This window comes from Streptomyces sp. NPDC056169 (assembly GCF_042268445.1).
Taxonomy (GTDB): domain Bacteria; phylum Actinomycetota; class Actinomycetes; order Streptomycetales; family Streptomycetaceae; genus Streptomyces.
Genome location: NZ_JBHJUO010000002.1, coordinates 324893 through 345637 on the forward strand (window position 1 = coordinate 324893; position 20745 = coordinate 345637).

Genomic DNA, 20745 nt, shown 5'->3' on the forward strand with positions numbered 1-20745 from the left:
GGACACGTCGTTCCCTGTCTCCAGCATGATCGATTGTCCGGTCCCCTCGTTCGCCCGATGAAAGTGTGCAGTCATGTCGACCTCGACCGACCTCAAGGTCCGCGCCGTCCGCGCGGAGGACTTCCCGCAGTGGCGCGCGCTCTACCGCGGCTACGCCGACTTCTACAAGGTCGAGCAGACCGAGGAGGCCGCCGCACGCGTGTGGTCGTGGGTGAACGACCCCGGCCACGAGGTCGAGGCGCTCGTGGCCGAGGACGGCGACGGCAGGCTGGTCGGCCTCGCGCACTACCGGGCCTTCGCCCGGCCGCTCTCGGCGACCACCGGCGGCTTCCTCGACGACCTGTTCGTCGCCCCGGAGAGCCGCGGGTCCGGCGCGGCCGACCTGCTGCTCGCCGCGCTGCGCGGGATCGCCGCCGAGCGCGGCTGGAGCGTCGTCCGCTGGATCACCGCGGACGACAACCACCGGGCCCGCGCCAAGTACGACCGGCTGGCGACCCGCACGATGTGGGTCACGTACGACATGACGCCCGGCGCCTGACACCCCTACGGGGTCTGGTCGAAGCCCGGGAGGGTGTCCTGGGCGACCTCGTGGCGGCGGGAGCGGATGTCGGGGCCCGGCGGGTGGAGCTTGGCGTCACAGGTCGGCCCGAGGCCCGTACGGCGGGAGTCCGCGCCGGTCAGGGGGCGGCCGCAGAGCCGGCAGCACACCCGGTCGGATTGTTCCTCCGACGCGGAATCGATCGCGATGGCCAGTCGTTCGTCACCCATGTGGAGATCAAACCCCATTTCGACGAGGAGCGGCCCGCATGAGCCTGTACGACATCCCCCTGAAGACCCTGACCGGGGAGCCCGTCTCCCTCGCCGACTACCGGGACCACGCGGTCCTCGTCGTGAACGTGGCCTCGAAGTGCGGCCTGACCCCGCAGTACGCCGGTCTGGAGCGGCTGCAGAAGGCGTACGGGGAGCGCGGCTTCACCGTGCTCGGCGTGCCCTGCAACCAGTTCGCGGGCCAGGAGCCGGGCAGCGCGGAGGAGATCCAGACCTTCTGCTCGGCGACGTACGGGGTGTCCTTCCCGCTCCTGGAGAAGGCGGACGTGAACGGCGAGGCCCGTCACCCGCTCTACACGGAGCTGACCCGGGTCGCGGACGCCGAGGGCGAGGCCGGGGACATCCAGTGGAACTTCGAGAAGTTCCTCATCGGCAAGGACGGCGGGGTCACCCGGTTCCGTCCGCGCACCGAGCCGGAGGCCGCGGAGGTCGTCTCCGCGATCGAGGCGCAGCTCGCCTGAGGCGGAGCGCTGCCCCCGGACCCCGTCGGCCGACGGGGTCCGGGGGCAGCGGCGTTCTCAGGGGGTACGGGGAGTACGGGCGAGGAGCCGGCAGCGGGCCGGGCCCGCCGCCTGGAGGGTGATCGCGGGCGCGACCGGGACCTCGGCGTCGACGGCCTCGAACGCGTGCCGCTGGAGGATCATCGCCAGGGCGACGACCGACTCCAGCATCGAGAAGTGCTGGCCGATGCAGGCGCGCGGCCCGCCGCCGAAGGGGAACCAGGCGTACCGAGGGCGGGCGGCCTCCGCCTCGGGCGTGAAGCGGTCGGGGTCGAAGCGCTCCGGGTCCTCCCAGTAGGCCGGGTGCCGGTGGGTGACCCAGGGGGCCACGATGACGTCCGCGCCCGCCGGGATGGTGACGCCGTCGATCTCGGTGGCGGCGACGGCGCGGCGGCCGATGGCCGGCGCGGCCGGGAAGAGCCGCATGGACTCCTTGAGGACCTGGGTGACGTACGGCAGGGAGTCCAGGTCGGCGGCGCCCGGAGTGCGGCCGTCGAGCACCCGGTCGACCTCCTCGTGCGCCCGCGCCTGGATCTCCGGGTGACGGGCGAGGAGGTGGAGGGCGAAGCCGAGGGAGGTCGCGGTCGTCTCGTGGCCGGCGACGAGGAAGACGAGGACCTGCTCGCGCAGCTCGGTGGCGCTGAAGCTGCCGTCCTCGGCGCTCTCGGCCTCGGCGAGGAGCGTGAGGAGGTCCTGTCCGTCGCCGGGAGCGCGGCCGGACTCCCGGCGGTCGGCGATGATCCGGTCGCAGACCTCGTAGAGCGCCTGGTGGACGGCGGCGGCCCTGCGGTTGCCGGGGGTGGGCCAGGTGCGGGGCGTGTTCAGCGGGGAGTAGCCGCGGCGGAGCACATAGGCGCCGACCTCGGGGAAGCAGCGCTCGACGACCTCGACGGCCGCGTCGACGTCGGTGCCGAAGAGGATGCGGGCCACGGCGCGGAGGGCGAGGCGGGTCGTCTCCTGGAGGACGTCGACGGCGAAGGCCGCGTCCTCGTGCCACTCGTCCATGAGGGCGGTGACCTCGGCGGCGATGGCGGCGGCGTAGCCGTCGACGCGGCGCTTGGTGAAGAGCGGCTGGACGAGCCGGCGCTGCCGGAGGTAGTCCTCGTCCTGGCTGGTCAGCAGGCCGTTGCCGAAGGACTCGCGAATCTCCTGGTAGAAGGCGTTGTCCTTGCGGAAGTTGGCCGATTCGCCGGCGAGGACCTGCTGGGCGCCCTCGGCGGAGAAGACGCCGTAGACGGTGGCGCGGATGCCGGGCGGTCCCGCGGTGATCCGGACGACGTCGCCGTGCTCCCGCTGGGCGCGCAGGAAGGTGCCCAGGGAGTCGTTCTTGAGGTCGAACATGGAGCCGAGCAGCGGTAGTCCCGCGAGTTCGGGCGCTTCGGCCCGGGCGGTGGTGGTCATGATCGGTTCCCCCTTGATCGTCACCGGCGGGACGATTCTCCCCCAGGACGCAACCCACGAGTAGACCGGGCTGAACACCCGTCCGGATATGGCCGGTTGGTCCGGCCACCGACGGTCGCAGGGCGACTGTCAGTGGCTTCTGCGAGGCTCGTTCCATGGACCGACCCGAGCTCACCCTGCAACTGACGATCGACTGCGCCGACCCCCAGCGCCTCGTGCCCTTCTGGCTGGAGGCCCTGCGGTACATCCCGGATCCGCCGCCCGCGGGACACGCCACCTGGCGGGAGTACTGGCAGGCGATCGGCGTGCCCGAGGACGAGCTGGGCGAGGACGCCGGAGAGCTGCCGGAGTCCATCGTGGACCCGAAGGGCGTGGGCCCCCGCGTCTGGTTCCAGCGGGTCCCGGAGCCCAAGACCGTCAAGAACCGCGTCCACCTCGACCTGAAGGTCGGCGGCGGCCGCGACGTCCCGCTGGCGCTGCGCCGCGAGCGGGTGGACGGCGAGGTCGCCCGTCTGACGGCGCTGGGCGCCACCATCCTGTACCCGATGGACGAGCCGAACGGCATGGACTACTACGCGGTGGTCCTCCAGGACCCGGAGGGCAACGAGTTCTGTCTCGTATGAGCCGGAGGTCAGGGGGCGAGGCCGAGTGGGGCGGGGCGGGCGGGGCGGGTGTCCCGGGACGGCCCGCCCCGCCCTGCCTCCGCGCCTCCGCTCGTCCGCGCCCCCGCTCGTCCGCTCGTCCCCTACTTCGCCAGCGCGCGGCTGATCACCATGCGCTGGATCTCGCTCGTGCCCTCGAAGATCGTGTAGATGGCGGCGTCGCGGTGCATCCGCTCCACCGGGTACTCGCGGGTGTAGCCGTTGCCGCCGAGTATCTGGATGGCCTGGCCGGTGACCTTCTTGGCGACCTCGCTGGCGTACAGCTTGGACATCGAGCCCTCGGCCGCGGTGAAGGGCTTGCCGGCGGTCGCCATCCAGGAGGCGCGCCAGACGAGGAGGCGGGCCGCGTCGATCTGGGTGGCCATGTCGGCGAGCTGGAAGGCGACGCCCTGGTTCTCGATGATCGGGCGGCCGAACTGCACGCGGGTCTTCGCGTAGTCGAGGGCGACCTCGTACGCGGCGCGGGCGGTGCCGACGGCCATGGCGCCGACCGCCGGGCGGGAGGCCTCGAAGGTGGCCATGGCGGCGTTCTTCACGCGCTCGCCGCCGCCCGCCTTCGCCTTCTCGCGGGCCCGGGCGAGGCGCTCGTCGAGCTTGTCCTTGCCGCCGAGGAGGCAGTGGCCGGGGACGCGGACGTCCTCCAGGACGACCTCGGCGGTGTGGGAGGCGCGGATGCCGTGCTTCTGGAACTTCTGCCCCTGCGAGAGGCCGGGGGTGTTCGGCGGCACGATGAAGGAGGCGTGGCCGCGGGAGCCGAGCTCGGAGTCGACGACGGCGACGACGACGTGGACGTTGGCGATGCCGCCGTTGGTCGCCCAGGTCTTGGTGCCGTTGAGGACCCATTCGTCCTTGGCCTCGTCGTACACGGCCCGGGTCCGCATGGCGGCGACGTCGGAGCCGGCGTCGGGCTCGGAGGAGCAGAAGGCGGCGACCTTGACGTCGTTCGCGTCGCCGTACATCTCCGGGACCCAGGTGCCGATCTGCTCCTCGGTGCCGTTGGCGAGGACGCCGACGGCGGCGAGGCCGGTGCCGACGATGGAGAGCGCGATGCCCGCGTCGCCCCAGAAGAGCTCCTCCATGGTCATCGGGACGCCGAGACCGGTCGGGTCGAAGAACTGCTGGGCATAGAAGTCGAGGGAGTAGATTCCGAGCTTGGCGGCCTCCTGGATGATCGGCCAGGGGGTCTCCTCGCGCTCGTCCCATTCGGCCGCGGCCGGACGCATCACATCGGCGGCGAAACCGTGCAGCCAGTCGCGGACCTGCTTCTGGTCGTCGTTGAGATCGAGCGTGAACTCGGCCATAGTTCCCTCCCAGCAGTACGTTACTTGCGGTAACAGCAGTGTGTTACCGGCGGGTACGGGCTGTCAACCTGCGGCGGAGCGGTTCGGGCCGCCCGACACCGGACACCGCGCGGGTGTTACGTTGCGACAGCCTCACGGAATCGCACGGGCGGGGAGACACGCTTATGGACATCACACACCGGACCACCGACCAGCAGAAGCCCGTGGAACAGAGGCGGCGCGAACTGCTGGAGGCGGCGGACCGGGTGGTGCTCCGGGACGGACCCAAGGCGTCCATGAACGCCATCGCGGCGGAGGCCGGCATCACCAAGCCGATCCTCTACCGGCACTTCGGCGACAAGGGCGGCCTCTACCGCGCCCTCGCCACCCGCCACACCGACGCGCTCCTCGCGGCGCTCCGGGCCGCGCTCGACGCCCCCTCGGACCGGCGCAACCGCGTCGAGTCCACCCTCGACACCTACCTCGCCTCGATCGAGGCGATGCCCCAGGTGTACCGCTTCCTCATGCACCCGGCGGAGGAGTCGCACCAGTCCGAGCAGGGCTTCGACGTCGGCCGCCACTCGGCCCCGCTGCTGCGCCGCATGGGCGAGGAGCTCGGCCAGGTCATCGCCGAGCGCGTCGACCTCGGCCCCGACGCCGAGGTCCAGGCCCGGATCTGGGGCCACGGCATCGTCGGCATGATGCACGCGGCCGGCGACTGGTGGCTCGGCGAACGCCCCTGCTCCCGCGCCGACCTCGTCAGCAGCCTCGCCGACCTCCTCTGGGGCCGGCTCGCGGAGGCCGACGACCTCCCCGGCGGGCCCGGTTTCTAAAAGGCTCGGTTCGCCTCCGGGGCGCTCAAGCCGGGCTCACAGTCCCCCGCGGGGTCAGCGGGAACCCTCCAGCGCGGACGCGTCGGCGCCCCACGGCTGCTTGCGGATCGTGCGCAGCAGACGTGACTTGCGCCACCCCGTCACGTGGTCGGCGTAGACCCCGCCCTCCAGGTGGTCGGTCTCGTGCTGGAGGCAGCGGGCGAAGAAACCCGTGCCCTCGATCCGTACCGGAGTGCCGTCCAGCCGGACGCCCTCCACCACGGCGCGGTCGAAACGCGGGGTCGGCGCCTCCAGGCCCGGCAGCGAAAGACAGCCCTCGGGGCCCCGGATCACGTCGCCGTCCGCCTCGACCAGCGTCGGATTCACCACATGGCCCAGGTGGCGCGTGTCCTCGTCGTCGGGGCAGTCGTACACGAAGACCCGCAGGCCCACACCGACCTGGTTCGCCGCCAGACCCACGCCGTGCGCCGCGTACATCGTGGCGAACATGTCCTCGACGAGCCGGGCCAGTTCGGGGCCGAAGTCGGTGACGGGCGCGCAGGGCGCGTGCAGGACGGGGTCGCCGAGCAGAGTCATCGCTCGAACGAGACCGGAACTGCCGGGGATGGGGCGGTTTCGCATGGCCGTAAGGGTACGGTCCGCCGTGACCAGCCTGTTTCGCACGGCCTCTCGGCGGTGCCGCTGTTCGGGCTGCTGGCCGGATCTCGATAGGCTGAGCCCGGACCGACGCAAGGAGGAACAAGAACGATGTCAGGACACCCCGGTAATCCAGAGCCGCTGTCGCCGCGCGCCAAGCTGGCCGTGACGGCGGGCAAGGCCGCGGCCGCGGTGTCGCGTGCGGCAGGTCGCGGCAGCGGATCCGTGATCGGCGGCAAGGTGGCGCTGAAGCTCGACCCGGACCTCCTCGGGCGGCTCGCGCAGCACCTGGACGTCGTCCTGGTGTCGGCGACCAACGGCAAGACGACGACGACCCGGCTGATCGCCGAGGCGCTCCGCGCCGCCGGCCCCGTGGTCTCGAACGCCCTCGGCGCCAACATGCCCGCGGGCATCACCTCGGCGCTGGCCGGCGGCTCGGACTCCAAGTACGGCGTCATCGAGGTCGACGAGAAGTACCTCGCCGGCGTCGCCCGCGACACCACGCCCAAGGTGATCGCGCTGCTCAACCTCTCCCGCGACCAGCTCGACCGCGCCGCCGAGACCCGGATGCTCGCCGAGAAGTGGCGCGAGGGCCTCAACGGCACCAAGGCCGTGGTCATCGCCAACGCCGACGACCCGCTCATCGTGTGGGCCGCCTCCTCCTCCCCCAACGTGGTGTGGGTGGCCGCGGGCCAGGAGTGGAAGGACGACGCCTGGTCGTGCCCCGCCTGCGGCGGTGTGATGCAGCGCCCGGGCGACGACTGGTTCTGCGGCGAGTGCGGCTTCCGCCGTCCCGCGCCGAGCTGGGCGCTCAACGGCGACCACGTGCTCGACCCGCACGGTTCGGCCTGGCCGATCCGTCTCCAGCTGCCCGGCCGCGCCAACAAGGCGAACGCCGCCACCTCCGCCGCGGTCGCCGCGGTCTTCGGGGTGCCGCCGCAGGTGGCCCTGGAGCGCATGTACCAGGTGCAGGCCGTCGCCGGACGCTACGACGTCGTCTCGTTCCAGGGACGCGACCTGCGGCTGCTGCTCGCGAAGAACCCGGCCGGCTGGCTGGAGACGTTCTCGCTCATCGACGCGCCGCCGACCCCGGTGATCCTCTCCGTCAACGCCCGCGGCGCCGACGGCACGGACACCTCCTGGCTGTGGGACGTGGACTACGGGCGGCTCGCGGGCCACCCGATCATGGTGATCGGCGACCGGAAGCTGGACCTGGCGGTCCGCCTGGAGGTCGCGGGTGTGGACTTCCGCGTCTGCGAGACGCTCGACGAGGCCGTCACGATGGCCCCGCCCGGACAGATCGAGCTGATCGCCAACTACACCGCCTTCCAGGACGTCCGCCGCCGCGTCGGCAACTGACCCGTAGAGGACTTGCAGCATGAGTGACAGCAGCCTGCGCCTGGTCTGGGTCTACCCGGACCTGCTCAGCACCTACGGCGACCAGGGCAACGTCCTCGTCGTCCAGCGCCGCGCCGAGCAGCGCGGCCTCCACGTCGAGCGCGTCGACGTCCGCAGCGACCAGCCGGTGCCGACCTCCGGCGACATCTACCTGATCGGCGGCGGCGAGGACCGTCCGCAGCGGCTCGCGGCCGAGCGTCTGCGGCGGGACGGCGGCCTCAGCCGGGCCGCGTCCAACGGCGCGATCATCTTCTCGGTCTGCGCCGGCTACCAGATCCTGGGCCACGAGTTCATCAACGACCTCGGCGAGCGCGAGGCCGGCCTCGGCCTGATCGACGTGATCTCGACCCGCGGCGAAGGTGCCCGCTGCGTCGGCGACGTCCTCGCGGACATCGACCCGCGCCTCGGCCTGCCCCAGCTCACCGGCTTCGAGAACCACCAGGGCATCACCCACCTCGGCCCGACGGCCCGGCCCTTCGCCCGGACCGTCTTCGGCAACGGCAACGGCACCGGCGACGGCACCGAGGGCGCGTACAACGACACCGTCTTCGGTACGTACATGCACGGCCCCGTCATGGCCCGGAACCCGCAGATCGCGGACCTGCTCCTGAAGCTGGCCCTCGACGTGAACGCGCTGCCGCCGACCGACGACCGGTGGTACGAGGCGCTGCGCGCCGAGCGCATCGCGGCGGCCACGCAGCCCGCCTGACGCACCCTCACGGGCTCGTACGAACGTACGGTGTCCACTGTGCGGACATCCGTTTCGGCCCCGCCACCCTGCACCGATAGGGTGGCGGGGATCCAGCCGGACGACGTGGTCCGGGAGTCGGCCCACGTTGCAAAGGTTTTTGGGCTATGCGCATTGGTGTGCTCACCTCCGGCGGAGACTGCCCCGGTCTGAATGCCGTCATCCGTTCCGTCGTGCACCGCGCCGTCGTCGACCACGGTGACGAGGTCATCGGCTTCCACGACGGGTGGAAGGGCCTGCTGGAGTGCGATTACCGCAAGCTCGACCTCGACGCGGTGGGCGGCATACTCGCCCGCGGCGGCACCATCCTCGGCTCCTCCCGGGTCCAGCCCGCGCATCTGGTCGGCGGCGTCGAGCGCGCCCGCGGCCACGTCGCCGACCTGGGCCTCGACGCCATCATCCCGATCGGCGGCGAGGGCACCCTGAAGGCGGCGAACCTCCTCTCCGAGGCGGGCCTGCCGATCGTCGGGGTCCCCAAGACCATCGACAACGACATCGCCTCCACCGACGTCACCTTCGGCTTCGACACGGCCGTCACCGTCGCCACCGAGGCGCTCGACCGGCTGAAGACCACCGCCGAGTCCCACCAGCGGGTCCTCGTCGTCGAGGTCATGGGCCGCCACACCGGCTGGATCGCGCTGCACTCCGGCATGGCCGCCGGCGCGCACGCCGTCGTCGTCCCCGAGCGCCCCTTCGACATCGACGAGCTGACCGCCCGGGTCGGCGCGCGGTTCGAGGCCGGCAAGCGGTTCGCGATCGTCGTCGTCGCCGAGGGCGCGAAGCCGGCCGAGGGCTCGATGGACTTCAAGACCGCCGGCACGGACATCTACGGCCACGAGCGGTTCACCGGCATCGCCAACCAGCTCTCCGTCGAGCTGGAGCAGCGCCTCGGCAAGGAGGCCCGCCCGGTCATCCTCGGCCACGTCCAGCGCGGCGGCACCCCGACCGCGTACGACCGCGTCCTCGCCACCCGCTTCGGCTGGCACGCGGTGGAGGCGGCGCACCGCGGCGAGTTCGGCATGCTGACCGCGCTGCGCGGCACGGACATCGTCATGGTCCCGCTGGCGCAGGCCGTCGAGTCCCTGAAGACGGTCCCCGAGGACCGCTACGCCGAGGCGGAGTGCGTGCTCTGAACCACGCCACGAGGCGAGAACCGCCCCCGGTCGCAGTCGCGGCCGGGGGCGGTTCTAGTCTGGTGCGGACAACAAGCGCGAATCGGGCTCCAGGAGTACGCAGATGGATCACAGCGGGCACGGCATGACCATGGATCTGCCGCCGTTCACGCTGGAGCGGGGCCTCGAGTTCTCTCCCGACCTCTTCTTCCTGATCGGCTGCCTCACGGCGCTCGGTCTGTACGGCTGGGGTGTGGCGCGGCTGCGGCGGCGCGGTGACGCGTGGCCGGTGAGCCGGACGGCGTTCTTCACCGTCGGCGTGCTGTCCATCGCCCTGGTGATGTGCACCAAGCTCAACGACTACGGCATGGTCATGTTCAGCGTGCACATGGTGCAGCACATGGTGATCTCCATGCTGTCGCCGATCCTGCTGCTGCTGGGCGCGCCGGTGACGCTGGCGCTGCGGGCGCTGCCGGTGGCGGGCCGGGGCTCGACGGGGCCGCGCGAGCTGCTCCTGAAGCTGCTGCACAGCCGGTACATGAAGGTGGTCACGCACCCCGGCTTCACGATCCCGATGTTCATCGCGAGCCTGTACGCGCTGTACTTCACGCCGCTGTTCGACTTCCTGATGGGCTCCAAGCCCGGGCACATCGGGATGATGGTGCACTTCCTGATGGTCGGCCTGGTCTTCTTCTGGCCGATCATGGGCGTGGACCCGGGCCCGCACCGGCCGGGCTACGTGATGCGGATGCTGGAGCTGTTCGCGGGCATGCCGTTCCACGCGTTCTTCGGCATCGCGCTGATGATGGCGAGCCAGCCGATGGTCAAGGTGTACGAGAACCCGCCCGCCTCGCTGGGGATCGACGCCCTCGCCGACCAGAACGCGGCGGGCGGCATCGCCTGGGCGTTCAGCGAGATCCCGTCCGTGCTCGTGCTGATCGCGCTGGTCTACCAGTGGTACCACTCCGAGCAGCGGCAGGCGGTCCGCATGGACCGGGCCGCCGACCGGAACGGGGACAAGGACCTGGAGGAGTACAACGCCTACCTGGCCTCGCTCCAGGCCCGGAGCCGCTGACCTGACCGCGGTCCCGGCGCACGCCGGTGCGTCCGGGGAGTAGCGCGCGCCCCCCTTCCGGGGTCACGATGGGGACGACGACTTCCGCGGCTCCGGCCGGGAGGAGGCGGATCGATGTCCGGTCCCACGAAGACGATGGCGGCGCTCACCGGCGCGGCGCTGGTGCTGACGACGACCTACACGGTGGCGCTCGGCAGCAGCGGCTGGCTCTGGTTCGGTCTGGTGGTGCTGGTGGTGGCCACGATCGGGATGGCGGCCGCCGACAGCTCGATTCCGGCCGCCCCGCCCCGCCGACGCCCACCGGGCCGGCCGGGCACGACACAGCCCTGACCTCTGACTCGCTGAGCCGCTGAGCCGCTGAGCCGCTGAGCCGCTGAGCCATTGACTCGCATGCCCGCGCCCCGCTGACCCGCGCGGTGTCTAGCCGCGCGGTGCGAGGACGACCCAGGTCTGTCCCGGGGCGAAGGTGAGGGGCGCTCCGTCCGGGGTGGTGAACGTGGTGTCCGCCGCGGCCGACGGGCGGGACCAGCGGGCCTCGTACGAGCGGCCGTCGCGCAGGACGACAGCGGTGCCGCTGCCGGTGGTCTCGGTGTACGGGGAGACCGCGCCGAACCGGTCCTGGAAGCGGGACGGACGGATCGTGACGCGCTGGACGACGACCGTCTCGGGGGTGAGGGGGCCGGAGTCCGTGGCGCGGGCCTCGCGGCCGTCCATCGCCACCCGCCAGGCGCGGTCGGCGGCGGACCAGGTGAAGGTGTAGCGGGCGGCGGGGAAGCGGACGGTCGAGGAGTCGACCGGGGTGCCGCCGCCCGGGGCGGGCCCGAAGCGGAAGCCGATGTCCTGGGCGTTCTGGGCTCCCGGGTCGGTGGCGAGGGCGCGTTCCGGGAGGACGTAGAGGTTGTGCGGGGCGGCCCGGTCCGGGGAGCGCCGGAACGCCCCGGGCGCGGTGGACTCGGTGACGAGGTGCAGCGGGGCGGCGTTCAGGAGGGGGTTCAGGGCGGACTGCGCGCCCGAGTAGGCGAGCACCGGCCGGCCGAAGGGGGCGAGGAGCGAGATGTCGGATTCCCGGGCGCTGCGGACGGGTCCGGTGAGCTCGGGGAGCCGGGAGGAGTAGACGGCCAGGAGCCGGGTCACGCCGCCCTCGACCTGTTCGACGTAGACGACGTCGGCGGAGCCGAGCCCGGTGTGGGGGCGGGCCGCCGGCACGTTGTCGATCTTCACGGCGAGGACGGGGGCCGGGCGTGCGGGGAGCCCGGTGAGCGGTGAGCGGGCGGTGGGCGCGGGGGCCGTCGTGGGCGGCGTGGTGCCGGGCACGGGGGCCGTGGTGGCCGGTGGGGGCGTCGGGGTGGGGCTCGGCTCGCGCGGGCCGGGGTCGGAGCAGCCGTACAGCCCGGCCGCCGTCATCGCGCAGAGCAGCGCGGTGAGGACACGGCCGGGGCGTCTGGTCCCTCGGTGGTCCGTCATGGTGACGCTCCTCCACCAGTGGACCACGGGCCCGCGTGCCGATACAACGGGCATGACGGACGACGAACGGGGGTCGCGGGTGTTCTACCACCTGTTGAAACACGTACTGCTGGGTCCGCTCCTCAGGCTGCTCTTCCGACCGCGGATCGAGGGGCTTGAGCACGTGCCCGCCGAGGGCGCGGCGATCGTCGCGGGCAATCACCTCTCCTTCTCCGACCATTTCCTGATGCCGGTCGTGCTCGACCGGCGGATCACCTTCCTGGCCAAACAGGAGTACTTCACGGGTCCGGGCATCAAGGGCCGGCTCACGGCGGCCTTCTTCCGGGCCGCCGGGCAGATCCCGGTGGACCGGTCCGGGAAGGAGGCCGGTCAGGCGGCGATCCGTGAGGGGCTCGGCGTCCTGGACAAGGGCGAGCTGCTCGGCATCTATCCCGAGGGGACGCGCTCCCACGACGGGCGGCTCTACAAGGGCAAGGTGGGGGTGGCCGTGATGGCGCTGACCGCCGGGGTGCCGGTGGTGCCGTGCGCGATGGTCGGCACCTTCGAGATCCAGCCGCCGGGGAAGGTCGTGCCGCGGATCCGCCGGGTCACGATCCGCTTCGGGGCGCCGCTGGACTTCTCGCGCTTCGCGGGGTCGGCGGGCGAGCGGGCGGTGGTCCGCGCGGTGACCGACGAGATCATGTACGAGGTCCTGCGGCTGTCCGGGCAGGAGTACGTGGACGAGTACGCGGCGGTCGTGAAGGCGGCGGAGGCGGGTGACGACGTGCCCGCGCGAAAGTTCCGCCGACGAGAACGCTGAGGGCGGATCCGCGCACGGCGGAATCCCCTGGGCCGGTGCTCCTGCCGGCCGTAGCGTCGCGATCATGACCAAGGGAAACGCGTTCGTACTCGGTGGATCGGGACAGGTGGGGCGGGCGGCCGTGCGGGCCCTCGTCGCGGACGGCTGGGAGGTGACGGCCGCCTCGCGGGGCGGCGCCAGGGACGAGAGGTGGCCGGACGAGGTCCGGTCGGTGCGGCTCGACCGGACCGAGGAGGGCGCGCTCGCGGCGGGCCTGGGCGACGGCTGTGACGTGCTCGTCGACATCGTCGCGTACGACGGCGGGCACGGCAGGCAGCTGACGGGTCTCGCCGACCGGATCGGCTCGGCGGTGGTGGTGTCGAGCGGCGCCGTCTACGAGGACGCGCAGGGCCGCAGCTTCGACACCCAGGACCGGCCCGACGGCTTCCCCGCCTTCCCGGTGCCGACCCCGGAGGAGTGGCGGACGGTCGCGCCCGGCGACACGACGTACGGCACGCGGAAGATCGCCCTGGAGCGGGAGCTGCTGGCGGCGGGCGACGCGCTGCCGACGACGCTGCTGCGCGCGGGCGCGATCCACGGTCCGTACAGCCCGGGTCCGCGCGAGCTGTGGTTCGTCAAGCGGGTGCTCGACGGGCGGCCGGTGCGGATCCTCGCGTACGGCGGTACCTCGCGGTTCCACCCGGTCCACGTGGACAACCTCGCGGAGCTCGTCCGGCTCGCGGCGGCGAAGCCGGGCAGCCGGGTGCTCAACGGCGGCGACCCCGAGGCGCCGACGGTGGCGGAGATCGGGGCGGCGATCGACGCGGTCATGGGGGTGTCGAGCGAGACGGTCCTGATGGACGGGGAGCCGGACGGCACGGTGGGGGCCACTCCGTGGACCGCGCCGCATCCCATCGTCTACGACATGACGGCGGCCGAGCGGGAGCTGGGGTACCGGCCGGTGGTGTCGTACGTCGAGACGCTGCCGGAGACGGTGGCGTGGCTGACGGCGCACCTGGGCGACCGGGAGTGGCGGGAGGCCTTCACGGGGCTCGCGAAGTACGGCGTGGACCTGTTCGACTACGCGGCGGAGGACGCCTGGCTGGCGTCCCGGGGCTGACGTACGGGGAAGAGGGGCGGCCGTCGGACGGCCGCCCCTCTTCTCATCGCTGCGCGAAGGCTGTTACGGCTTCGGGGTGGCGTGCGGGGCGCACGTCTGGTCCGTCGCGTCCAGCTTGCCGCTCAGCAGGTAGGCCTCGACCTTGGTGTTGATGCACGGGTTGAGGAGGCCGGTGATGCCGTGCGAGCCGGCGTCCTTCTCCGTGATCAGGCGCGAGCCCTTGAAGCGCTTGTGCAGCTCGACCGCGCCCTCGTACGGCGTGGCGGCGTCGCGCTCGGACTGGGCGATGAGCACGGGCGGCAGGCCCTTGCCGGTCTTCACCTCGGTCGGGCGCTGGCGCGGGGCGGACCAGGTCGCGCAGGGGAGGTTCATCCACGCGTTGGCCCAGGTCATGAACGGGTACTGCTCGTGGAGGCGGGAGTTGTCCCGGTCCCACTTCTTCCAGCTGGTCGGCCAGGGGGCGTCGGCGCACTCGACCGCGGTGTAGACGGCGTTGCCGTTCTCCGAGGCGATGTTGCCGGCCGTGTCGGTGGGGTCGGAGGCGGCCGACTCGATCAGCGGCTGCGGGTCACCGGCGGCGTACGCGCTCCAGGCCTGGGCGACCGGGGCCCACATGGAGTCGTAGTACGGGGCGTTCTGGAAGAAGCCGATGAGCTCGGCGGGTCCGACCTTGCCGCCCAGGGGCTCCTTCTTGGCGGCGGCGCGCAGGGTCTCCCACTGCTGCCGGACCTCCGCCAGGGTGTCGCCCAGGTGGTAGGTGGCGTCGTTCTGGGCGACCCAGGTCATCCAGTCCGTGAGCCGGCCCTCGAAGGCGATGTCCTGGCCGAGGTTGGCCCCGTACCAGATCGAGCGCTTCGACGGGTTGACGACGCTGTCCAGGACCATGCGGCGGACGTGCGTCGGGAACAGGGTGCCGTAGACCGCGCCGAGGTAGGTGCCGTACGAGACGCCGACGAAGTTCAGCTTCTTCTCGCCGAGGGCGGCCCGGACGACGTCGAGGTCGCGCGCGGTGTTGGGCGTGGTCATGAAGGGCAGCATGTCGCCGCTCTTCTCCTCGCAGCCCTTGGCGTACTCGGCGGCGAGCTTGCGCTGCGCCTGCTTGTCGGCCTCGCTGTCGGGGACCGGGTCGAGCTTGGGGCCCTTGACGAACTCGGTCGGGTCGACGCAGGAGATGGGGGCGGAGTGGCCGACGCCGCGGGGGTCGAAGCCCACGAAGTCGTACGCCTTGGCGGTGTTCGCCCAGATCGCGTTCTTGGTGGTGACGCGGCGCGGGAAGCGGAGGCCGGAGCCGCCGGGGCCGCCCGGGTTGTAGAGCAGCGCGCCCTGGCGCTCGGCGGGGGTGCCGGTGGCGTTGATGCGGTCGACCGCGATCTTGATCTTCTTGCCGTTGGGCTTGGCGTAGTCGACCGGAACGGTGACCCAGCCGCACTGGATCGGCTTCTCCAGGCCCCAGTCCGCCGGACAGTCCTGCCAGTCGATGCCCGTCTGGGCGGCGCGGGCCGCGGCGACGGCGACGCCGATCGCTTCCGCGTCGCGCAGGTGACGGTTGCTGTCGGCGTTCGCCGCCGGGGCCGCGAGCGCGCCCAGGACGAGCGTGCCCGCTATCAGGGTGCCGGCCGAGCCGAGCATTGCCGTACGTCTCATGTGTCTCCCCCAGGATGGGCGCCGCCCCCGTGGCAGCGCCGCTGTGTCGGGCTGTCCGGGGGATCCTTTCGTCCCTGGGGCACACGAGGTAAGGGCGTACATGTGTTTCTTTACCGAACCAATAACCGGAGAGGCGTGTACCGCTGAGCGGTGACCTTCCGAAACCGCGTCACCGCGGGGCGAGTTCGGCCACGGCGGTGTCGAGGAGGCGGCGCAGCGCGAGGGCGTCGGGGGCGACGGCGGTGACGAGGGCGGCGGGGCCGGCGAGCGGGGCGATGACGGCCCCCTCGCCGAGAAGTCGCGCTTCCACCGGTTTGTCCGTGAAGTCGGGGTCGACGACGAGCAGTTGGCCGGTGGCCCGGTGACCGCCGAGGACCGCGCCGCCGTCCCAGCCGTCGGGGGCCCCCGGCCCGTACGCCAGCTCCTGGTCGAGCAGGGGCCGGCCGGCGCGGCGGACGGTGAGGCGGGTGACGAGGGTGCCGGGCGGTTCGCCGTGCCGGCCGAGGATCTGTTCCTCGCGGAGGACGAGCCGGGCTGTGGGGGCGAGTTCGACGGTGGTGCGCATCCGCAGGTCCGAGCCGTGGGCGGAGACCAGCTGCTCGGGCAGCCAGCGCAGGACGCCGTCCTCCCCCACGGCGATCCGGACGTCGTACGTGGCGGGCTCGGCGCTCCGGCCCGGCAGGGCGAGGGTGGCGGCGGCCGAGTCGACCAGGAGCCGGGCCCCGTCCCGTACCTCGGTCTCGATCGCGAGCCGGTCACCGCCGAGCGGGGCGCTCATCGCCCCGACGACGGTGACCCGGGTCCAGCCGGCGGCGGCCCGGGTGCGGCGCAGGGCGAGGGGGCCGTCGCTCTCCAGGAGCGGCAGCCCGCCGTCGGCCGCGGCCGCGATCCGTGCGGTGGCGCGCAGGCTCACGCGGTCCGCGCCCCGGCCGCGGTCCATGCGTCGAGCCGGCCGCGGACCCAGTCGGCGACGGGCCCGACGCCGTTCTCGGCGCGCAGGGAGGTGAAGGCGACGGGCAGGTCGCCGCGCTGCTCCTTCGCGTCGCGGGCCATCCGCTCCAGGTCGGATCCGACGTAGGGGGCGAGGTCGGTCTTGTTGACGACGAGGAGGTCGGCGGTGGTGACGCCGGGGCCGCCCTTGCGGGGGATGTCGTCGCCGCCGGCGACGTCGATGACGAAGATCTGGGCGTCGACGAGGCCCTTGGAGAAGGTGGCGGTGAGGTTGTCGCCGCCGGACTCGACGAGGATGAGGTCGAGCGGGCCGACGGTCTCCTCCAGCTCCTCGACGGCTTCGAGGTTGGCGGAGATGTCGTCGCGGATGGCGGTGTGCGGGCAGGCGCCGGTCTCCACGGCCTGGATGCGCTCGGGCGGCAGGACGGCGTTGCGGAGGAGGAACTCGGCGTCCTCGCGGGTGTAGATGTCGTTGGTGACGACGGCGATCGAGAGGGTGTCGCGCAGGACCCGGCAGAGGGCGGCGACGGTGGCGGTCTTGCCGGAGCCGACCGGTCCGCCGAGGCCGATGCGCAGGGCGCGGCGGGTGCCGTCGGGGCGGTGGGCGTCGGCGGAGACCGCCGTGTGGTGGCTGTGGCCGTGGTCGAGGTGCATGGGGCGGCTCCCTTGGGGGCGGTTCGGGTCAGGAGGCGAAGAGGCGGACGGGCCAGGTCGCGTGCTGTTCGGCGGTGAGGTCGAGCAGCGGCGCGGAGGCGGCCGGCAGCGCGTCGACGCCCTGCCGGGCCGCGGCGGCCGCACGTGCGGCGACGCGGTCCATCTCGGGCGCGAGGCGGGCGAGGACGGCGGTCGCCTGGTAGGGGTCGAGGCTGAGGAGGCGTACGGCGGCGGTGGCGGGGCCGCCGACCGTCTCGTACGCGACGCAGTGGGCGGCGTCCTCGTGGCCGAGTCCGGCGGCCCGGGCGGTGGTGCCGAGGACGACGGGCTGATGGGCGCCGCGCGGGAAGGCCGCCGCCAGGGCGTCGAGTTCGGGGCTCGGCCAGGTGGCGCGGGCGGCCCGCATCAGCTGGCGGCCGAGCTTGCGGGCGGCGGCGCGCAGGGCGGGTGAGGCGGTGCGGGCGTCGGCGGCCGCGTCGAGCTCGTACGGGTCGAGTCCGAGGGCGGCGGCCGCGGCCAGGCCCGCCGAGGTGAGCCCGGTGGTGTGGAGCCGGCCGCGGCAGAAGGCCTCCAGACCGGCCGCGTCGGTGATGCGGCCGGCCTTGACCGCCGCCTCCGCACCGCCGGAGTGGGCGTGCCCGCCGGCGGGGAAACGCCCGTCGGCGAGCACGAGAAGGGCCGAGCGTGACGTCATCGGGACCACGTCAGAAGAGGAAGTAACGCTGGGCCATGGGCAGTTCGGCGGCGGGCGCCGGCTCCACGGGGTCGCCGTCGATGGTCACCGTGAAGGTGTCGGCGTCGACCTCGACCCGCGGCAGGGCGTCGTTCTCCCGCATGTCGGCCTTGGTGACCCGTCGGGTGTCGCCGATCGCGGTGAACTCCTTGTGGAGGCCCAGCTTCTGGGGCAGGTCGTCCTCGATCGCCGCCCGGGCCGTGAAGTTGAAGGAGCCGGCCGCGGCCGCCCTGCCGAGCGCGCCGAACATCGGGCGGGGCAGGACGGGCTGCGGGGTGGGGATGGAGGCGTTGGCGTCGCCCATCTGCGCGTACGCGATCTGGCCGCCCTTGACGACGACGAGCGGCTTCACGCCGAAGAAGGCGGGCTCCCAGAGCACGAGGTCGGCGAGCTTGCCGGTCTCGACCGAGCCGATGAGGTGGCCCATGCCCTGGGCGACGGCCGGGTTGATCGTGTACTTGGCGATGTAGCGGCGGGCCCGGTGGTTGTCGGCGCGGCCGTCGCCGGGCAGGGCGCCGCGCCGCTTCTTCATGACGTGGGCGGTCTGCCAGGTCCGCATGATGACCTCGCCGACGCGGCCCATGGCCTGGGCGTCGGAGGAGATGATCGAGATGGCGCCCAGGTCGTGGAGGACGTCCTCGGCGGCGATCGTGGACGGCCGGATGCGGGACTCGGCGAAGGCGAGGTCCTCGGGGACGGCCGGGTTGAGGTGGTGGCAGACCATCAGCATGTCGAGGTGTTCCTCGATGGTGTTGACGGTGTGCGGGCGGGTCGGGTTGGTCGAGCTGGGCAGGATGTACGGCTCGGAGACGACGGTGATGATGTCGGGAGCGTGCCCGCCGCCGGCGCCCTCCGTGTGGTACGCGTGGACGGTCCGGCCCGCGATGGCGGCGAGGGTGTCGTCGACGAATCCCGCTTCGTTCAGGGTGTCCGTGTGGATGGCGAGCTGGGCGCCGGTCTCGTCGCAGACGCTCAGACAGGCGTCGATGACGGCCGGGGTCGCGCCCCAGTCCTCGTGGATCTTGAACCCGAGGGCGCCGCCGCGGAGCTGGGAGTGCATGGCCTCCCGGGACATGGTGTTGCCCTTGCCGAGCAGACCGATGTTGACGGGGAAGGTGTCCAGGGCCTCGAACATCCGGGCGAGGTGCCACGGGCCGGGCGTGATGGTGGTCGCCTTGGTGCCCTCGGCCGGTCCGGTGCCGCCGCCGACAAGCGTGGTGACGCCGGTGGCGAGCGCCTGCTCGACGACGGTCGGGGAGATGAAGTGAACGTGGGTGTCGACGGCGCCGGCGGTGACGATCCTGCCGTTGCCGACGATGATCTCGGTCTCGGGGCCGATCACGAGGTCGGGGTGGACCCCGTCCATGGTGTCGGGGTTGCCGGCCTTGCCGATGCCGGTGATCCGGCCGTCGCGGATGCCGATGTCGGCCTTGACGACGCCCCAGTGGTCGATGATCACGGCTCCGGTGATCACGGTGTCGGGAGCGCCCTCGGCACGGGTCGTACGGGCCTGGCCCATGGACTCGCGGACGACCTTGCCGCCGCCGAAGACGGCCTCCTCGCCGGCGCGGCCGGGGCCGCCGCTGCGGTCCTCCTCGATCTCGACGAGGAGGTCGGTGTCGGCGAGCCGGATACGGTCGCCGGTCGTGGGGCCGAACAGGTCGGCGTAGACGGCGCGGTGCAGGTCAGGCACGGGGGCCTCCGTTCGGGCCGGTGACCCCGGCGGAGTGGGCGTCGGCGCCGAAGGGGCCCTGGGCGTTGCCGTCGAGGGGGCCCTGGGCGTCGCCGTCGAGCGGTCCCGCGGTCTCACCGCGCAGGCCCGGGACGATCCGGCGGCCCGCGATCGGGACGAGCTCGACCTCGACGGGGATGCCGGGTTCGAAGCGGACGGCGGTCCCGGCGGCGATGTGGAGCCGCTGTCCGCGCGCGGCGGCCCGGTCGAACTCCAGGCCGGGGTTGACCTCGGCGAAGTGGTAGTGGGAGCCGACCTGGACGGGCCGGTCGGCGGCGTTGAGCACGGTCACGCGGGTGACGGGACGCCCCTCGTTGAGGGCGACGGGGTCCTCCGCGTACAGGATCTCTCCGGGGATCATCGGCGCGTCCCCGTCAGATGATCGGGTCGTGGACGGTGACGAGCTTGGTGCCGTCCGGGAAGGTCGCCTCGACCTGGACGTCGTGGATCATCTCGGGGATGCCGTCCATGACGTCCGCCCGGGAGAGCACCTTGCGGCCGGAGGCCATGAGTTCGGCGACGGTGCGGCCGTCCCGGGCGCCTTCCAGGATGTGCGAGGTGATCAGGGCAACGGCCTCGGGGTGGTTGAGCCTCACACCCCGCGCTCGGCGCTTCTCGGCCACGTCGGCAGCGACATGAACGAGCAGGCGTTCCTGTTCGTGCGGGCTCAGTTGCACTCTTCCACCTCACAGTCGTCGACCGGGACGGGACCCGGACAGCTGCGGACCCTACCCAGCTTCAACACTCTGTTGAGCTGCGAAGAAGCGGTGCGCGGCGAGACATTGCACGTTAGGGCGGAAGTTTTTCCGGCTCGTTAACTCCGGCTTTGCGATTTCATGATCATCGCGCGGAGGGGCGGCCGGGCGGTCTCCTAGGAGACTCCGGGGTCACGGTGGTGGGCGGCGATGCCGAAGCGGCGCTGTTCGCCCGTGGCGGAGTCGATCGGCCGCAGGGCGGAGACCGAACTGATCACCCGCTCCTCCGCCGGCTCGCCCGCCGTCTCCAATGCCTCCAGGTCAGCGGCCGAGACCAAGGCGACGAGCGGCTTCCCGTGACGGGTGACGACCACGCGCTCACCGCCGTATACGACGCGGTTGATCAGGTCGGCGAGCTCAGCCCTCGCTTGCGTCACCGGGATTTCGTAGGTCATGCTCCCCATCTTACGGGCTGTACGTCCTGTACATTTTTTACAGACA

Annotated in this window: 23 protein-coding genes and 1 pseudogene; 11 read left to right on the plus strand and 13 right to left on the minus strand. The window is 72.4% G+C overall.

Translation table 11 applies throughout. From position 1 onward, the window contains the following. Nucleotides 1-73 precede the first annotated feature (73 nt). On the plus strand, nucleotides 74-538 hold the full coding sequence (locus tag ACFC0G_RS03980) for a GNAT family N-acetyltransferase (protein WP_376396784.1): 465 nt from the start codon (nucleotides 74-76) through the stop codon (nucleotides 536-538). A 5-nt stretch (nucleotides 539-543) separates the two neighbouring features. Here the strand turns inward: ACFC0G_RS03980 and ACFC0G_RS03985 are convergent, their stop codons facing one another. Further along, nucleotides 544-768: a DUF6011 domain-containing protein gene (locus tag ACFC0G_RS03985; protein ID WP_376396787.1), complete on the minus strand. Its 225-nt coding sequence runs from the start codon at nucleotides 766-768 to the stop codon at nucleotides 544-546. Between the two features lie 38 nt (nucleotides 769-806). On the opposite strand from ACFC0G_RS03985, the gene ACFC0G_RS03990 reads away from it, so the two are divergent. Continuing rightward, on the plus strand, nucleotides 807-1289 hold the full coding sequence (locus tag ACFC0G_RS03990; protein WP_376396790.1) for a glutathione peroxidase: 483 nt from the start codon (nucleotides 807-809) through the stop codon (nucleotides 1287-1289). A gap of 57 nt (nucleotides 1290-1346) precedes the next feature. Here the strand turns inward: ACFC0G_RS03990 and ACFC0G_RS03995 are convergent, their stop codons facing one another. Beyond that, nucleotides 1347-2729, minus strand: a complete 1383-nt coding sequence (locus ACFC0G_RS03995; RefSeq protein ID WP_376396793.1) for a cytochrome P450 — start codon at nucleotides 2727-2729, stop codon at nucleotides 1347-1349. A 155-nt stretch (nucleotides 2730-2884) separates the two neighbouring features. Here ACFC0G_RS03995 and ACFC0G_RS04000 point away from each other — a divergent pair, with 155 nt between their 5' ends. Further along, nucleotides 2885-3352 carry a VOC family protein gene (locus ACFC0G_RS04000; RefSeq protein ID WP_376396796.1) on the plus strand — a complete coding sequence of 156 codons (468 nt, stop codon included), beginning with the start codon at nucleotides 2885-2887 and terminating at the stop codon, nucleotides 3350-3352. Between the two features lie 122 nt (nucleotides 3353-3474). On the opposite strand, the gene ACFC0G_RS04005 is transcribed toward ACFC0G_RS04000, so the two are convergent. After that, nucleotides 3475-4692: an acyl-CoA dehydrogenase family protein gene (locus ACFC0G_RS04005; protein ID WP_376396799.1), complete on the minus strand. Its 1218-nt coding sequence runs from the start codon at nucleotides 4690-4692 to the stop codon at nucleotides 3475-3477. A gap of 164 nt (nucleotides 4693-4856) precedes the next feature. Here ACFC0G_RS04005 and ACFC0G_RS04010 point away from each other — a divergent pair, with 164 nt between their 5' ends. Beyond that, complete coding sequence (locus ACFC0G_RS04010; protein ID WP_376396802.1) at nucleotides 4857-5504, plus strand: TetR family transcriptional regulator; 648 nt, start codon at nucleotides 4857-4859, stop codon at nucleotides 5502-5504. A gap of 54 nt (nucleotides 5505-5558) precedes the next feature. On the opposite strand, the gene def is transcribed toward ACFC0G_RS04010, so the two are convergent. Further along, the gene (gene def / locus ACFC0G_RS04015) at nucleotides 5559-6125 is read right to left on the minus strand and encodes a peptide deformylase (RefSeq protein WP_376396805.1); all 567 of its coding nucleotides are present in this window, start codon (nucleotides 6123-6125) and stop codon (nucleotides 5559-5561) included. Nucleotides 6126-6251: 126 nt separating this feature from the next. Between def and ACFC0G_RS04020 the strand changes: the two genes are divergently transcribed. The 5 genes from ACFC0G_RS04020 (at nucleotide 6252) to ACFC0G_RS04040 (ending at nucleotide 10803) form a co-directional block, all read left to right on the plus strand. After that, nucleotides 6252-7499 carry a MurT ligase domain-containing protein gene (locus tag ACFC0G_RS04020; protein WP_376396808.1) on the plus strand — a complete coding sequence of 416 codons (1248 nt, stop codon included), beginning with the start codon at nucleotides 6252-6254 and terminating at the stop codon, nucleotides 7497-7499. Between the two features lie 19 nt (nucleotides 7500-7518). Beyond that, nucleotides 7519-8247, plus strand: a complete 729-nt coding sequence (locus ACFC0G_RS04025) for a glutamine amidotransferase (RefSeq protein ID WP_356682405.1) — start codon at nucleotides 7519-7521, stop codon at nucleotides 8245-8247. Nucleotides 8248-8393: 146 nt separating this feature from the next. Beyond that, nucleotides 8394-9419 carry a 6-phosphofructokinase gene (locus ACFC0G_RS04030; RefSeq protein ID WP_376396812.1) on the plus strand — a complete coding sequence of 342 codons (1026 nt, stop codon included), beginning with the start codon at nucleotides 8394-8396 and terminating at the stop codon, nucleotides 9417-9419. Between the two features lie 103 nt (nucleotides 9420-9522). Beyond that, nucleotides 9523-10473 (plus strand): cytochrome c oxidase assembly protein, encoded by a 951-nt coding sequence (locus ACFC0G_RS04035; RefSeq protein ID WP_376396815.1) that lies wholly within the window; start codon nucleotides 9523-9525, stop codon nucleotides 10471-10473. 114 nt (nucleotides 10474-10587) lie between these two features. Beyond that, entirely contained in the window at nucleotides 10588-10803 is a 216-nt protein-coding gene (locus ACFC0G_RS04040; RefSeq protein ID WP_376397310.1) for a hypothetical protein, read from the plus strand. 90 nt (nucleotides 10804-10893) lie between these two features. Here the strand turns inward: ACFC0G_RS04040 and ACFC0G_RS04045 are convergent, their stop codons facing one another. Beyond that, nucleotides 10894-11937 (minus strand): DUF3048 domain-containing protein, encoded by a 1044-nt coding sequence (locus ACFC0G_RS04045; protein WP_376396818.1) that lies wholly within the window; start codon nucleotides 11935-11937, stop codon nucleotides 10894-10896. Between the two features lie 79 nt (nucleotides 11938-12016). Here ACFC0G_RS04045 and ACFC0G_RS04050 point away from each other — a divergent pair, with 79 nt between their 5' ends. Together ACFC0G_RS04050 and ACFC0G_RS04055 are read left to right on the plus strand one after the other, a co-directional pair. Next, nucleotides 12017-12736, plus strand: a complete 720-nt coding sequence (locus tag ACFC0G_RS04050) for a lysophospholipid acyltransferase family protein (RefSeq protein WP_376397287.1) — start codon at nucleotides 12017-12019, stop codon at nucleotides 12734-12736. Between the two features lie 64 nt (nucleotides 12737-12800). Continuing rightward, nucleotides 12801-13835 (plus strand): NAD-dependent epimerase/dehydratase family protein, encoded by a 1035-nt coding sequence (locus ACFC0G_RS04055; RefSeq protein ID WP_376396821.1) that lies wholly within the window; start codon nucleotides 12801-12803, stop codon nucleotides 13833-13835. Nucleotides 13836-13898: 63 nt separating this feature from the next. On the opposite strand, the gene ACFC0G_RS04060 is transcribed toward ACFC0G_RS04055, so the two are convergent. The 8 genes and pseudogenes from ACFC0G_RS04060 to ACFC0G_RS04095 form a co-directional block, all read right to left on the minus strand. Beyond that, nucleotides 13899-15479 carry an alpha/beta hydrolase gene (locus ACFC0G_RS04060; protein ID WP_376396824.1) on the minus strand — a complete coding sequence of 527 codons (1581 nt, stop codon included), beginning with the start codon at nucleotides 15477-15479 and terminating at the stop codon, nucleotides 13899-13901. Nucleotides 15480-15648: 169 nt separating this feature from the next. Then, nucleotides 15649-16392, minus strand: coding sequence for an urease accessory protein UreD (locus ACFC0G_RS04065; protein ID WP_376396827.1), 744 nt, complete (start codon nucleotides 16390-16392; stop codon nucleotides 15649-15651). After that, complete coding sequence (gene ureG / locus ACFC0G_RS04070) at nucleotides 16389-17084, minus strand: urease accessory protein UreG (RefSeq protein ID WP_376396830.1); 696 nt, start codon at nucleotides 17082-17084, stop codon at nucleotides 16389-16391. The genes ACFC0G_RS04065 and ureG overlap by 4 nt, the downstream gene beginning before the upstream one ends. A gap of 28 nt (nucleotides 17085-17112) precedes the next feature. After that, complete coding sequence (locus tag ACFC0G_RS04075; protein WP_376396833.1) at nucleotides 17113-17778, minus strand: urease accessory protein UreF; 666 nt, start codon at nucleotides 17776-17778, stop codon at nucleotides 17113-17115. Between the two features lie 10 nt (nucleotides 17779-17788). After that, on the minus strand, nucleotides 17789-19510 hold the full coding sequence (locus tag ACFC0G_RS04080; RefSeq protein ID WP_376396836.1) for an urease subunit alpha: 1722 nt from the start codon (nucleotides 19508-19510) through the stop codon (nucleotides 17789-17791). A 94-nt stretch (nucleotides 19511-19604) separates the two neighbouring features. Then, nucleotides 19605-19910, minus strand: a pseudogene (locus ACFC0G_RS04085) (urease subunit beta); the annotation flags it as partial. Between the two features lie 13 nt (nucleotides 19911-19923). After that, nucleotides 19924-20226 (minus strand): urease subunit gamma, encoded by a 303-nt coding sequence (locus ACFC0G_RS04090; RefSeq protein WP_351816053.1) that lies wholly within the window; start codon nucleotides 20224-20226, stop codon nucleotides 19924-19926. A gap of 194 nt (nucleotides 20227-20420) precedes the next feature. Then, nucleotides 20421-20699, minus strand: a complete 279-nt coding sequence (locus ACFC0G_RS04095; protein ID WP_376396840.1) for a type II toxin-antitoxin system Phd/YefM family antitoxin — start codon at nucleotides 20697-20699, stop codon at nucleotides 20421-20423. Nucleotides 20700-20745: the final 46 nt, after the last annotated feature.